Origin of the sequence: Roseburia sp. 1XD42-69, from assembly GCF_003612565.1 — a bacterium.
Taxonomy (GTDB): Bacteria; Bacillota; Clostridia; order Lachnospirales; family Lachnospiraceae; genus Roseburia_B.
In genome coordinates, this window is record NZ_RAZG01000023.1 from 44,386 (window position 1) to 57,827 (window position 13,442).

A 13,442-nucleotide genomic window follows, 5' to 3' on the forward strand; every position below is an offset into this window, starting at 1 on the left:
TAATCCTTTTTGCAGGTGCAGATCACGCTGTATCCTCTGCACGCTGTCTATATTTTCGCATATTTTCACACTTTCGTAAAGTACTTTTTGTACAATCTTTCCAAGACTTTCTGAGGAAGCGCTGATTTCATCTATCCTTTCCCTAACTTCATCCTAAACTTAATGTTTCAGAGCAATTTCCCCCTTCTTTTTGTAGATGGAATCTGCCGGAACCACCCCCCGCACCATGGACAGGGGATACACATTAGTGTTTCTGCCGATGACCGTGCCGGGATTTAAAACCGAATTGCACCCCACTTCCACATAGTCCCCCAGCATAGCTCCAAATTTCTTTAAACCTGTTTTTATTTCTTCTTTCCCATCTTTCACACTCACTAACGTCTTATCCGACTTTACGTTTGAGGTGATTGAGCCTGCACCCATATGAGACTTAAATCCCAATATAGAATCTCCCACATAATTATAGTGTGGAACCTGTACGGAATTAAAAATTATCACATTTTTTAACTCCGTGGAATTGCCCACCACGGAACCCTTCCCTACAATAGCGCTGCCCCGGATAAAGGCGCAGTGGCGGATTTCCGCATCCTCATCAATAATTAAAGGGCCATTTAAACATGCGGTGGGAGCCACTTTTGCACTTTTCGCCACCCAGATATCTTCCCCCCGCTTTTCATAGACGCCAGAGTCTAATGCAGGGCCAATTTTCCGGATAAAATCGCTGATAAATTTTAATGCCTCCCAGGGATAGGTGACGGAGGCAAGAAGCTCCTTTGCCATAGTCTCATTTAAATCATACAAACTGCTGACTTTGCACTGTTCCATATCATTCTCCTTTTATTATATCATTTTTTAACTGTTTTCTTTGTCTTATAAAACTGTGCCGCCCTGTCAAAGCTCCCCTGAAGCTGATACTGGTTGTTCAGTCCCAGCACACCCCTGGTACGGCTCTTGACAAAATCCGTAAGCTTTTTCATATATTCCTCCGTAGTAATGCTGCCCTCAGACACATAGGTGAGGCCCTTTTCCCAGCTTGCCGTTAATTCTGGATTTAATAAAGATTTAATGGACGCATTTACCACATCAAATATCATCTCCCCCATAAGGGTGGGGGTTATAATCTGTGTCTTTTTGTTTAGGGCCAGATACTTGTTATTCACCAGCTTTTTTAAAATCTCCGCCCGGGTGGCGCTGGTGCCGATGCCGCTGCCCTTAATCTGGGCCCGAAGCTCCTCATCCTCAATAAGCTGTCCCGCATTTTCCATGGCAAGGATCATAGAGCCGGAATTGTAGCGTTTCGGCGGGGAGGTTTCCCCCTCCTTAATCTCATACTCTTCCCGCTCCAGGATATCTTTCTTTTTTAAGGCACTGATATGCTCTAATAACTTCCTGTCACAGAGAGAATCTTTTTCCTCCCCTTCCCTATCCCCGGAAGATTTTTCCCCCTGCTTTTTTTTCTGGAAAGAGTAATGCATAATTTTTAAGTACCCTTCCTCAGAGAGCACCTTAAAACTTGCAAAAAACTGTTCCAGGGGCTGTTCTTTTCCTTCCAAACCAGCCCCTCCCTCCTGGAAAGAACCTGTAACGGAAACAGCAAGGGAAACCTTCTGGTAAACTGCCGGAGGGTAAAAGACGGACAAAAATCTTCTTACGATGACTTCGTAGACATTTACCGCCCTCTGATTTAGGGATTTCATTGCCCCAAATCCCTGGCCAGTAGGGATAATGGCATAGTGGTCCGTAATCTGTTTATCGTTGACATAACGGGTTTTTGCTATATTTTTGTAAGAGCCCTTCTGCAAAATCTCCTCCGCAAACATGGCGATACCGGGGATATTTTTTAACCCCCCGATATTTTTGTGAATTTCCTTTGCCACTGCCGTGGACATTACCCTGGCATCAGTCCTTGGGTAAGTCACCAGTTTTTTCTCATACAGCTCCTGAACCGTAGCAAGGGTTTCATCCGGGCTGATTTTAAAAAGCCTGGAGCAGTCGTTCTGAAGCTCCGCCAGATTATATAAAAGAGGGGGATTTTTCGTCTCCTTCTTTTTCTCCACCTTATCCACAGCCAGGGGCAGGGTTTCCAGGGATTCCACAAGTCTTTGTGCTTCCTCTTTTTGTAAAAATCCGTTTTCCTTGTAAAGTTTGGGTGAATCAGCATACCTGGAACGGGGATTTACCCGCCATTCCGCCTCTATGGTCTTTCCCTTTAAATTGATTTTTGCAAGCACGCGGTAAAAGGGAGTTTTTACAAACTCCCTGATTTCTCTTTCCCTGCGGACAATCATTCCAAGCACACATGTCATCACCCTGCCCACGGAAATCACCACATAATCTTTATGCAGGTAATTTGCAATGGCATTGCCGTACTTTAAAGACAAAAGCCGTGAGAAATTGATTCCCATGAGATAGTCCTCTTTTGCCCGGAGGTAGGCGCTTGCGGCAAGATTGTCATAGGCGGACAAATCTTTTGCTTCTTTTATGCCCCGCAAAATCTCCTCCTCTGTCTGGGAATCAATCCACACACGCTTTCTGTTTTTTCCTTTTACCCCTGCCATCTGCTCCACCAAACGGTAGATGTACTCTCCTTCCCTCCCGGAGTCGGTGCACACATAGATGGTGTCAATATCCTCCCTGTGAAGAAGGGATTTCACAATTTTATACTGATTAGCAGCGCTGCCAATCACCTCATACTTAAATTCTTCCGGGATAAAAGGCAGGGTGGAAAGGCTCCACTTTTTATACTTCATATCATAGGCTTCCGGATAGCTCATAGTCACCAAATGCCCCACACACCAGGTCACTACTGCCCCCTCCCCCTCCCGGTATCCGTTAAAACTTCGCATTTCCATCTTAAGGGCCTTGGCAAATTCCTGGGCTACACTGGGCTTTTCCGCTATATATAATGATTTGGGCATACCTTATCCTTTCCTATAATTCCGTCATATCAATGAGCACAAACCGGCTGTCCTCTTTGGATTTTTTGACTAATGCCTCATCAAATTCCTTGGCGGAAAACAAAAAGTACTGTTTTGCCTTGATTCTTGCCTGGGCCATCATCTCTTCCAGATTCTGATACCGCTCAAAAGTCATCTTCTCCTCCGACCAGTTGCAAAGCCCCACAATATTCTCCCGAATCTCATTTTGGGCAATAATATCAATATTTCCCTGTTTCCCAATCCATGTCCCGATTTTCTTTATCTTTATGGGCAATTTGCCAACCTGGTTTAAAAGCCCCATGTACTCTACACAAACTTGGATAAAATACCGGTTTAAATATTCTTCCAGCCCCTTTGCAATATGCTTGTTATAAAAAGCGGAAGGACTTAAGGCCACAAGCTCTGAGCGGTAGGGGAAAACAAACTTAAACCAAAAATTAATAAAAGTGTCTTTTATCTGGTAAATCCCTTTCTGGGCGTTATCCCACCCCCCTGTCTCAAAGGAGACCACTTTCTCGATAACCTCCAGCTCCATAAGGTTCTTTAAGTAAACGCTAATCTTAGCCCTGGAAAACCCCGTGCTGTTATAAAGATCATTTAACTTCCGATTTCCCCCTGCAATAGCCACAAGTATGGTATTGTAAACGGAAAGCTCCCTTATCTCCGTGCTGATATACCGCTCCGCCTCCCCGTAGAGAGCCCCCTCCGGTGAGAGAATCTGGCGGCAGATGTTCTCTTTTGTTGATTTTTCTGCATCCCAGTGTCTTAAATATCCGGGAATCCCCCCTAAAATACCATATAGCTCCACACTCTGGCTCACAGAGTAATCCGGGAAAGCCCGCACCACGTCTAAAAAGTTCCAGTCCAAAAGTTTATGTACACAGTCAATTTGTCCGTAGAGCTGTTTTAAATTGTCCTTCAGCTTTTCCTCAATCCACACCATGGCAGAACTGCACAAAAGAATCATGACATCCGCAGAACTAAACTGCTTTTCTTTTAATTTTACCAGGCTTTCAAAAAATGTTTCATCATTTTTTAAGATAAGCTGGAATTCATCCACCACAAAAATAAACTTCCTGCCCGTACTCCGGGCCATCTGGCTGAAACACCCCTCATAGTCCTGCTCCTTTAGGACGCTTGGGAATTGGGCGGAAATCCCTTCCACAAACATTTTTTTCTGCCAATCCGAAGATACCTTGGATGCCTGATAATAGAAGAACCTTTTATCCCGCAAAAACTGCCTTACATACAAGTGCTGGTCACAGCCTTCCCTGCCGTAAAATACAACAATCTGGCTTCCGGGCTTTTTGTACTCTTCCTCTAATTTCTTGTAATCCGTGGTTCTTAATGTCATACGCTCCTCCTGTGTTTCCACTGGCCCATCGAAAAATCAGACCGCTGAATTATCCTTAGAAAATGTAATTTTAATTATAACACACCTTAATTTTTATTCAACAATTTCGTAAAATTTTATAAGAAAAAAGGCATATCACCGAAAAATGACATGCCTTTTTGTATTTTTCACTAAAGATTTATTTTTTTTCAATGTATCCCTGGGCTTTTAAAAGCTCTGCACAAAGGACTGCTCCCCCTGCTGCCCCCCGGAGGGTATTATGGCTTAACCCTACAAACTTCCAGTCGTACACCGTGTCTTCCCTTAAGCGTCCCACGCTGATTCCCATGCCGTGCTCAAAATCCACATCCACGGTAACCTGGGGCCTGTTGTCCTCGGTTAAGTACTGGATAAACTGCTTGGGAGCGCTGGGGAGATTTAATTCCTGGGGGAGTCCCTTAAAACTCTCCAAAGCGGAAATCAACTGCTCTTTGGTGGGTTTCTTCTTAAACTTTACAAATACTGCCGCCGTGTGTCCGTTTAACACGGGGACACGGATACACTGGCAGGTAATCACCGGGCTCTTTGCAGGCTCAATTACCCCGTTTTTAATTTCACCCCAAATGCGCAGAGGCTCTTTTTCACTTTTCTCCTCCTCACCTCCGATATAGGGGATAATATTCCCCAGCATTTCCGGCCAGTCATTCCAGTTCTTCCCTGCCCCGGAAATTGCCTGGTAAGTGGTTGCAACCACCTCATAGGGCTCAAATTCTTTCCAAGCAGTTAAGACGGGAGCGTAACTTTGGATGGAGCAGTTTGGCTTCACCGCAACAAATCCCCGTTTTGTCCCCAGACGTTTTCTCTGGAATTCGATCACCTTCATGTGCTCCGGGTTAATCTCCGGAACCACCATAGGCACATCCTTTGTCCATCTGTGTGCACTGTTATTTGAGACTACAGGCGTCTCTGTCTTAGCGTAATCTTCCTCAATTCTTTTAATCTCATCTTTCGACATATCCACGGCGGAAAAGACAAAATCCACCTCTGAGGCCACCTGCTCCACCTCATTTACATTTTTTACCACAATATCCTTTACCCCTTTTGGCATGGGAGTGTCTAATTTCCACCTGTCCCCCACTGCCTGGGCATATGTTTTTCCGGCGCTTCTGGGACTTGCCGCAATGGTAGTCACTTCAAACCAGGGATGGTTCTCAAGGATAGAGATAAATCTCTGCCCCACCATACCCGTTCCGCCTAAAATACCTACTTTTAATTTCTCACTCATAATTTTACTCTCCTCAGTTTCTTTAAATTTATTATCAATAGGCGATGGCCTATTACTCCTTAAGATATGCCCTCTCGATCTCAATTACTTTATCCATGGCAGCCCGGCCGGGCGCCCCCATGGTAAGCCGCTTATCCACGCATGTCTCCATGGAAATGGCATCAAAAATGTCCTCTTCAAATACAGGGGAAAATTCCTTTAACTCCTCCAAACTCATATCGTCTATGGCAATCCCCTTGTCTATGCAGTACAGGACAATCCTGCCGATAATCCCATGGGCATCCCGGAAAGGTATGCCGTGGTTTACCAGATAATCCGCTGCGTCCGTGGCATTGGTAAACCCGCCCATGGCGCTTTTCCTCATGGTTTCTTTTTTAAACTTCATAGTGGAAATCATTCCCTCAAACAGGGCAAGGCAGCCTTTCACCGTGTCAATGGCATCAAAGGTCAGCTCTTTGTCCTCCTGCATGTCTTTGTTGTAGGCTAAGGGAATCCCTTTCATGGTAGTTAAAATAGACAAAAGGGCACCGTACACCCGTCCGGTTTTCCCCCGGATTAACTCAGCGATATCGGGATTTTTCTTCTGGGGCATAATGCTGCTCCCGGTGCTGTAGGAATCGTCAATCTCCACAAACTGGTACTCATTGCTGTTCCAGATAATAATCTCCTCACAAAAACGGCTTAAGTGCATCATAATCGTAGCAGCCGCCGCCAGGTACTCAATAAGATAATCCCTGTCAGATACCCCGTCCATGCTGTTTAGGGTGGGACCGTAAAATTTTAAAAGCTCCGCCGTGTATTCCCTGTCCAGGGGATAGGTGGTTCCTGCCAGAGCCCCGGAACCAAGGGGGCAGTAATTCATCCTCTCGTGGATATCAAAAAGCCTCTGCCTGTCCCGCTTAAACATTTCAAAATAAGCTCCCATGTGATGAGCCAAAGTGATGGGCTGGGCTTTCTGCAGATGGGTAAATCCCGGCATAATGGTATCGGTATTCTTCTCCATTATAAAAAGAATGGATGTTAACAATTTTTTTAAAAGTTCGTCTGTCTCCTTTACCTCTTCCCGGATATAAAGGCGCATATCCACAGCCACCTGGTCATTTCTGCTCCTTCCCGTATGGAGTTTCTTCCCTAAATCCCCCAGGCGCTCCGTAAGTTCCGCCTCCACAAAACTGTGGATATCCTCGTAGGATTCGCTGATTAAAAACCTGCCGGACTCCACGTCATCCTCTATTTCCCCTAAGGCGGCGCAAATCTTTCCCGCCTCCTCATCCGTTAAAATTCCCTGTTTTCCCAGCATAGTCACATGGGCTTTGCTGCCCTCAATATCCTGTTTAAAAAATTTCCGGTCAAATGAAATGGAGGCGTTAAAGTTATAAACCAGCTTGTCTGTCTCCTTGGTGAAACGTCCTCCCCACAACTGTGCCATATGCTTTATCTCCCTTCTTTTTGTGCTTCTCTCTCCTGCTTTGAAAATATACACCCGCAGTAATCCTGGCGGTACATGCCAAACTCCGCCGATAATTCCACGGAACGCTTGTAGCCGTTCCTCTTCTTAAAATCGGAGCTAAGATAAGAAACCCCGATCTCCCTGGAAAGCTCCTCCCCGATTTCATTGAGCTTGTCTGCATTTTTCAGGGGGCTTATGGATAATGTGGTGGTAAAATAATCGGCATGGATTTTTTTTGCCATGAAAGCGGTTTTCCTAAGCCTCAGGCGAAAACACCTGCTGCACCGCTCCCCGCCTTCCTTTGTCCCTTCCAGTCCCCGCACCGCTTCATAGAAACATTCCTTCTCAAAATCCCCGGGGATAAAATCCACCGGATACCTTGCCTCAAACTCCTGGATAAAACGTTTTTGTTCCTCCACCCTCTTTTCATACTCCGAATCGGGATAGATATTGGGATTGTAATAAAATACGGTAATGGAAAAATACTGTGACAGATATTCTATCACATAGGAACTACAGGGTGCACAGCAGCTGTGGAGCAAAAGCTTCGGCACCCTGTGATTTTTCTCTATTTCCTGGATTTTCTGTTCCAGCTCCCTCTGGTAATTTCTCCTGTTCATCCCAATCATCCTTGTCAAATCTAAACCTATATAATTTATTTTACCCCAAGTGTCAAAAAATAGCAACCGACATAAACTACAATTATAGGAGGAAGGCAAATGCGAAGCATTTTTTTGGATGCCTTCCGACGACTTGCCGCCGAACAAAGTGAGGGGGCGTTACATTTATAGGAGGCGGGAAAATTTATGGAATATTTAATCTCATGTCAGCATATGTTTTATACCTATCATACCCTGCAGGGAGAAACTCCCGCTTTGTGTGATATTGATTTTCAGGTAAAACCTGGAGAATTTCTGTCTATTGTAGGCCCTTCCGGCTGCGGCAAATCCACCCTTTTATCCCTTTTGTGCGGTTTGCTGAAACCGGAATCCGGGAAAATCTTATTAAACGGACAAAATGTCACCGGAAATTGCAGCATTGGATATATGCTGCAGCACGACCATCTTTTTGAGTGGCGCACCGTAAAGAAAAATATATTGCTGGGACTGGAAATTCAAAAGAAAATCAATAAAGAAACTTTAGAGGAAGCGGATGAACTGTTAAAAACCTACGGGCTTTACGATTTTAAAGATGCAAAGCCCTCCCAACTCTCTGGGGGAATGCGTCAAAGGGCGGCCCTTATCCGCACCCTTCTTCTGCACCCGGATCTGCTTCTCTTAGATGAGCCCTTTTCCGCTTTGGATTACCAGACCAGGCTTACGGTGTCGGATGATATTGGGAGCATTATCCGAAAAAGCGGCAAAACAGCCATTTTAGTGACCCATGACCTGTCTGAGGCGGTAAGCCTTGGAGACCGGGTCCTAGTGCTGACTCCGCTGCCTGCCGGCATAAAGGCCATCATACCTATCCATTTTCCACCGGAACTTTCTCCCCTGCAGCGAAGAAATACAAACGAATTTAAAGACTATTTTAATTTAATCTGGAAGGAGCTGAATTTAAATGAACCCTAATACCCTGTCTGCTGCCCAGATTGCATTCTTACAAGCCCACAAAAGAAGGAAAATCAGAATCCATCTGTACAGAATCAGTATATTAATTCTTTTTTTATTTTTGTGGGAATTTTCAACCTATAAAGGGTGGATAGACGACTTCATTTTCAGCAGCCCCAGCAAGCTGGTGTTATGCTGCTATCATATGATACTGGAAAACCAATTATTCTACCATATTGGAATTACACTGTTTGAAACCATTGTCAGCTTCCTGCTGGTAATGCTTTTCTCTCTTGTTTTTACCATCTTACTGTGGTTCAGCAAAAGCCTGACAGAGACATTAGACCCTTACCTGGTAGTTTTAAACAGCCTTCCCAAATCCGCTTTAGCCCCGCTTTTAATCGTGTGGCTGGGTGCAAATTATAAGACAATTATATTAACCGGAATATCCGTTGCCATCTTTGGAACAATATTAAATCTTTATATAGGTTTTCAGGGAGTAGACCCGGAAAAAATAAAACTGATCCGGACATTAGGCGGAAATTCCAGACAGGTGCTGCTGAAAGTTATTCTGCCTGCCAACCTAGGCAATATCATAGGGCTTATGAAGGTGAACATCGGTCTCTGCCTGGTGGGAGTTATAATCGGGGAGTTTATCTCCTCCAAATGCGGCCTGGGCTATCTGATTATTTACGGAAGCCAGGTATTCAAACTTGACTGGGTAATTCTGTCTATACTGATACTCTGCTGTATTGCAGTTCTTTTGTACAGCCTGATTGGAGTTTTGGAGCGGAGACAAAAACACAATATGTAATTCTGTGGATAAAACTACGGAAACTCAAGAGAAAAAGTACTTGAAAAAGTTACACATCAAAAAGCAACCTTATTCTTGGTCAGAATTTGAGCGGTTGCTTTTTTGATGTCTAAAATACTTTATCAAGCAGAATTTCCGGCTTCCAATCCTTATCACACCCCAGAGTAACCGCCAGGGAAAATCCGGACACAGGGAGAATGCAGGAAAGGCTTTCCCGCCCCCAGGGTTTTAAAACTCTGCTTTTCCCATATAATATCCCTTTATCCTCCGTCCCGGCAGGAGCCAGGCCATCCCCCAGGGAAAAACAAACCTGATTTAAGGGCATCCGAATCCCCTGTCCTGTCATCTTTACATAACTCTCCTTTAACGTCCACAGATGAAAAAAACGCCGCATCTGCTCCTCTTTTAACCATTCCCCCTCAATGGGGCCGATATAAGCCTTTTCCTCATCATCCATACATTTTTTTACCGTAAGGGCTTTCACCCTGCGGCTTCCCTCAATATCCACCCCTACAGGAACCTTTGAAAGGGCCGCAGCTATACCGTAATTGCAATGGCTGATGTTAAAAAAACGTCCTTCTAAAGCATATATGGGCTTTCCCTGCTCTTCCCGCATCACCTTATCCCGCAAAAATGCTTCCCCGAAAAAATCCGGGAAAGCATAATCTAATATCTTCCCTGAAATATCTTTCTGCTCCTTAAGGGATAATTTTTCCCCGGGATTTTTGGAAAAGCCACCCCCTATTTTAGATACAGGGTTATGAATGTAATAGTATACTTTACAGTCCGCTGATGTATTTTTCAATTTTTTTCTCCTTTTGGAAATTAATAGTTGCTATTTCAGGGAAAAGCGTATATAATATATAAGAGTGCAATGCCGATATGGCTCAGTTGGTAGAGCAACGCATTCGTAATGCGTAGGTCGTCGGTTCGAGTCCGACTATCGGCTTAAAAAAAGGAATCTCATGTGAGATTCCTTTTTTCTTAGCTTTCTGATTAGTAAGCAATCTGATCTTTGTATTTGTGATATAAAGACTTAATGGTCTCTTTGTCACTGTCGCTGACACTGCTCTTCACGTAGTTCTTAAGGCCTGATGCATCCCCGTTTTTCACGTAGGAAGCCACGTTTGCCACATTTTCTTTCGTGAGATTGCTGTCTATAAGCCCCCGGCATGTGTCTTTATCTTCCTCGCTCATGCTGTCATAGATATTTTTAGCCATCTGTGCAGCATCTGCAGCCACATCGGAATCAGAGTGAATAACAGACTCCAGGACATTTTCAATTAAAGCGTCCTGCACTTTTTCTTCTGCCTTTGCCACTACATAATCCTTAGTAAAGAAAATCCCCACGCCTAAAACCAAAACAACTGTCAGCACGATTGCCAGGGCCTTCCAGCCATTTCTCTTTCTTTTTTCTCGTCTTGCCATAATAATCACTCCTCTTTTTTATATTTCTCCCCAATCTTAATGCCTTTTTCTATGTAAGTCAACTCTATTTCGCATTTTTAAAAAATTTTTAAGATTATTGTTGCATTTTCGCAAAAAAGATGATATGTTTATTTCACACATTTTTCATGTGTATATCTTTTTTCTGTTGATTCATGACGTAATCCCCTTCTCACAAGGAGACATTCTATGGACTATACTACTTTCAAGCTACAGGTTACCCGTATGTTACAGGAGCATTTTAAATCCCATGCAAAAATTTTCATACAGCCCCTTACAAAAAATAACAACGTTCTAATAGACGGACTGATTATTCAGGAAAATTCTGTCAATATTTCTCCCACCCTGCATCTTCCCTCTTACTACGAAGATTATGAAAAAGGGGATTCCATGGAGAAAATTGTAAAACATATCCTGGAAGACTACGAAAAGCGCAAGCCCAGGCAAAATCTGGAACTGTCTTTTTTTACCCAGTATGACCTGGCCAAATACCACATTATTTTTAAAGTGATTCACTATGAATCCAATCGAGAACTGTTAAAGAAAGCACCCCATTTCCGTTTTCTTGACCTTGCAGTGGTATTTTCCTGCCTGCTCTTAAACACTTCCGCCGGAAATGCCACAATTCTGATTTTAAACAATCATATGGAGTACTGGAAGGTTACAAAAGAACAGCTTTTTGCATCGGCAAAAACCAACACACCTGCCCTTTTGCCTTTTCAGATTCATCCGGTAGAGGAAATTTTGAATAAAATGATGCCTGGAATGGTTCCGCCGGAATTGAAAGACACGGTTCCCCTGTATGCTATGTCCAATTCATCCAACCTCCACGGGGCATCCGCTATGCTTTATCCGGAATATATTCAGGAATTTGCCGTGGAAAAAGAATGTGACTTCTATATTCTCCCCAGCAGTATCCATGAAATATTGCTGATGCCCGCAGAAGAAGGCATAAATCCACAGGATTTAACCCTTATGATATGTGATGTTAACCGTAAACATGTCCAAAAAGACGAAATTCTCTCTTACCATCCCTACTACTATTCCCGTGAAAAACAAGAGATTACTATGCTATGATTCTGAGAGCATACGGTAGAGCTCCCTGTATTCCGCCACCGAGCTTTTCCATGAGAAATCCGCCTCCATGCCCCGTGCCATAAGCTTTTCCCACTCTTCTTTCTGGTGATAGAACATATCCATTGCCAAAAGCACTGCATCCTTCATCTCATGGGCATTATAGTTTGCGAAAGAGAATCCGGTGCCGGTGTCCAGATACTTATTGTAAGGGGTTACCGTGTCCCTTAACCCCCCTGTCTCCCGAACAATGGGCACCGTTCCATACCGCAGGCTGATAAGCTGACAGAGACCGCAGGGCTCGGTCAGAGAAGGCATCAAAAATCCATCGCAGGCTGCATAAATTTTGTGTGCCAGTTCTTCCGAGTATCCGATTGTGGCAGACAGACGCTGGGGGTTATGGTATGAGAAATAGCGGAACATATTCTGATATCTCTCCTCCCCGCTTCCCAGCACTACCATCTGAAGGTTTTCCCGCTGCAGCAATTCCTCTAAGACACATGCCACCAAATCAAATCCCTTTTGGTCTGACATGCGGGATATCATACCCAGCAAAAAAACATCCTCGTCCACCGGAAGCCCCAGTTTCTTCTGAAGAGCAGCCTTCTGTTTTGCCTTTTGCTGAACGGCATTTTCCTTATCGTAGTGATAAGAAATGTAGGTATCCTTTCCAGGATGGAATACATCATAATCCAGTCCGTTCATAATACCGAAAAGCTTGTAGGAATATTTGCGCAGAACCCCGTCTAAACCAGCCCCGCCCTCCTGGGTCATAATTTCCATGGCATAGGATTTGCTCACGGTAGTCACTGCGTCTGCAAACACAATGGCGCCTTTCATATAATTGGATTCCCCATAAGCTTCCAGGTACTTTGTGGTAAAGAGGTATTCTGGAAGCCCTGTGGCATCCTGGACGCTGTTAAGTCTCCAACGTCCCTGGAACAGGATATTGTGGATGGAAAACACCGTCTTTATATGCTGATAAAACTCTATATTTCCATAGAGCGTTTCCATATAAACCGGAATTAACGCCGCCTGCCAGTCATGGCAATGCACAATATCGGGAACAAAGTCCAGCTTTTGCAAAGATTCCACCACTGCCTTTGAAAAATATGCAAACTTTTCCACATCCTCATGGATGGGACCATAGGGACTTGGCCCTGCAAAGTAGAACTCATTATCCACAAAATAATAGTGGATTCCCTTGTATTCTGTCTCATAAAGTCCTACATACTGCTGTCTCCAGCCCAATTTGACATAAAACTTAGCTATCAGTTTTAATTTGTCTTTCCATTTTTCTTCCATGCAGGCATATTTCGGCAGAATCACCCTTACATCATACGCATCCTTGTCAAAATATCCCGGCAGGGAACCGACTACATCTGCAAGACCTCCCGTTTTAATAAAGGGTACTGCCTCCGATGCTGCAAAAAGTATTTTCTTCATAAAAATAGACCCCCATAATTACTATGATAGGTCTATTATAATATATTTTCCCAGGAATAAAAAGTACTAATTGCCGTGTTTGTAATCTAATCTGATTTTATCTGC

The 13,442-nt window shown here is 44.0% G+C and carries 12 protein-coding genes and 1 tRNA gene; 4 read left to right on the top strand and 9 right to left on the bottom strand.

Features of this window, described 5'->3' with window-relative positions; genetic code table 11:
• Positions 1-159: 159 nt before the first annotated feature.
• The 6 genes from D7Y06_RS12675 to D7Y06_RS12700 form a co-directional block, all read right to left on the bottom strand.
• A complete protein-coding gene (locus D7Y06_RS12675) occupies positions 160-825 on the bottom strand; it encodes a UDP-N-acetylglucosamine pyrophosphorylase (protein ID WP_120408156.1) in 666 nt (221 codons plus the stop codon).
• 20 nt (positions 826-845) lie between these two features.
• Positions 846-2,918, bottom strand: coding sequence for a DNA topoisomerase (locus D7Y06_RS12680; protein ID WP_120408157.1), 2,073 nt, complete (start codon positions 2,916-2,918; stop codon positions 846-848).
• A 13-nt stretch (positions 2,919-2,931) separates the two neighbouring features.
• A complete protein-coding gene (locus tag D7Y06_RS12685) occupies positions 2,932-4,293 on the bottom strand; it encodes an ATP-binding protein (RefSeq protein ID WP_120408158.1) in 1,362 nt (453 codons plus the stop codon).
• A 178-nt stretch (positions 4,294-4,471) separates the two neighbouring features.
• Positions 4,472-5,557 carry an aspartate-semialdehyde dehydrogenase gene (gene asd / locus D7Y06_RS12690; protein ID WP_120408159.1) on the bottom strand — a complete coding sequence of 362 codons (1,086 nt, stop codon included), beginning with the start codon at positions 5,555-5,557 and terminating at the stop codon, positions 4,472-4,474.
• 52 nt (positions 5,558-5,609) lie between these two features.
• Positions 5,610-6,986, bottom strand: coding sequence for an argininosuccinate lyase (gene argH / locus D7Y06_RS12695; RefSeq protein ID WP_120408160.1), 1,377 nt, complete (start codon positions 6,984-6,986; stop codon positions 5,610-5,612).
• Between the two features lie 5 nt (positions 6,987-6,991).
• A complete protein-coding gene (locus D7Y06_RS12700; protein ID WP_334294999.1) occupies positions 6,992-7,636 on the bottom strand; it encodes an epoxyqueuosine reductase QueH in 645 nt (214 codons plus the stop codon).
• A 177-nt stretch (positions 7,637-7,813) separates the two neighbouring features.
• Between D7Y06_RS12700 and D7Y06_RS12705 the strand changes: the two genes are divergently transcribed.
• Positions 7,814-8,578, top strand: coding sequence for an ABC transporter ATP-binding protein (locus tag D7Y06_RS12705; protein WP_120408162.1), 765 nt, complete (start codon positions 7,814-7,816; stop codon positions 8,576-8,578).
• On the top strand, positions 8,568-9,371 hold the full coding sequence (locus D7Y06_RS12710; RefSeq protein WP_120408163.1) for an ABC transporter permease: 804 nt from the start codon (positions 8,568-8,570) through the stop codon (positions 9,369-9,371). Before D7Y06_RS12705 ends, D7Y06_RS12710 begins: the two co-directional genes overlap by 11 nt.
• 109 nt (positions 9,372-9,480) lie before the next feature.
• Here the strand turns inward: D7Y06_RS12710 and D7Y06_RS12715 are convergent, their stop codons facing one another.
• Positions 9,481-10,176, bottom strand: a complete 696-nt coding sequence (locus D7Y06_RS12715) for a 4'-phosphopantetheinyl transferase family protein (RefSeq protein WP_120408164.1) — start codon at positions 10,174-10,176, stop codon at positions 9,481-9,483.
• Between the two features lie 71 nt (positions 10,177-10,247).
• Between D7Y06_RS12715 and D7Y06_RS12720 the strand changes: the two genes are divergently transcribed.
• Positions 10,248-10,320: transfer RNA gene (locus D7Y06_RS12720), tRNA-Thr, on the top strand.
• Between the two features lie 47 nt (positions 10,321-10,367).
• Here D7Y06_RS12720 and D7Y06_RS12725 read toward each other — a convergent pair.
• On the bottom strand, positions 10,368-10,799 hold the full coding sequence (locus D7Y06_RS12725; RefSeq protein ID WP_120408165.1) for a hypothetical protein: 432 nt from the start codon (positions 10,797-10,799) through the stop codon (positions 10,368-10,370).
• Between the two features lie 207 nt (positions 10,800-11,006).
• Between D7Y06_RS12725 and D7Y06_RS12730 the strand changes: the two genes are divergently transcribed.
• On the top strand, positions 11,007-11,894 hold the full coding sequence (locus D7Y06_RS12730) for a DUF5688 family protein (protein ID WP_120408166.1): 888 nt from the start codon (positions 11,007-11,009) through the stop codon (positions 11,892-11,894).
• Here D7Y06_RS12730 and glgA read toward each other — a convergent pair.
• Positions 11,889-13,337, bottom strand: a complete 1,449-nt coding sequence (glgA, locus tag D7Y06_RS12735; protein ID WP_120408167.1) for a glycogen synthase GlgA — start codon at positions 13,335-13,337, stop codon at positions 11,889-11,891. The genes D7Y06_RS12730 and glgA overlap by 6 nt on opposite strands.
• Between the last annotated feature and the right edge of the window lie 105 nt (positions 13,338-13,442).

What these genes read in the sequence shown, in the direction of transcription:
- D7Y06_RS12675 (WP_120408156.1), bottom strand. Translation starts at nt 825, where the DNA reads ATGGAACAGTGCAAAGTCAGCAGTTTGTATGATTTAAATGAGACTATG.
- D7Y06_RS12680 (WP_120408157.1), bottom strand. Translation starts at nt 2,918, where the DNA reads ATGCCCAAATCATTATATATAGCGGAAAAGCCCAGTGTAGCCCAGGAA.
- D7Y06_RS12685 (WP_120408158.1), bottom strand. Translation starts at nt 4,293, where the DNA reads ATGACATTAAGAACCACGGATTACAAGAAATTAGAGGAAGAGTACAAA.
- asd (WP_120408159.1), bottom strand. Translation starts at nt 5,557, where the DNA reads ATGAGTGAGAAATTAAAAGTAGGTATTTTAGGCGGAACGGGTATGGTG.
- argH (WP_120408160.1), bottom strand. Translation starts at nt 6,986, where the DNA reads ATGGCACAGTTGTGGGGAGGACGTTTCACCAAGGAGACAGACAAGCTG.
- D7Y06_RS12700 (WP_334294999.1), bottom strand. Translation starts at nt 7,636, where the DNA reads ATGATTGGGATGAACAGGAGAAATTACCAGAGGGAGCTGGAACAGAAA.
- D7Y06_RS12705 (WP_120408162.1), top strand. Translation starts at nt 7,814, where the DNA reads ATGGAATATTTAATCTCATGTCAGCATATGTTTTATACCTATCATACC.
- D7Y06_RS12710 (WP_120408163.1), top strand. Translation starts at nt 8,568, where the DNA reads ATGAACCCTAATACCCTGTCTGCTGCCCAGATTGCATTCTTACAAGCC.
- D7Y06_RS12725 (WP_120408165.1), bottom strand. Translation starts at nt 10,799, where the DNA reads ATGGCAAGACGAGAAAAAAGAAAGAGAAATGGCTGGAAGGCCCTGGCA.
- D7Y06_RS12730 (WP_120408166.1), top strand. Translation starts at nt 11,007, where the DNA reads ATGGACTATACTACTTTCAAGCTACAGGTTACCCGTATGTTACAGGAG.
- glgA (WP_120408167.1), bottom strand. Translation starts at nt 13,337, where the DNA reads ATGAAGAAAATACTTTTTGCAGCATCGGAGGCAGTACCCTTTATTAAA.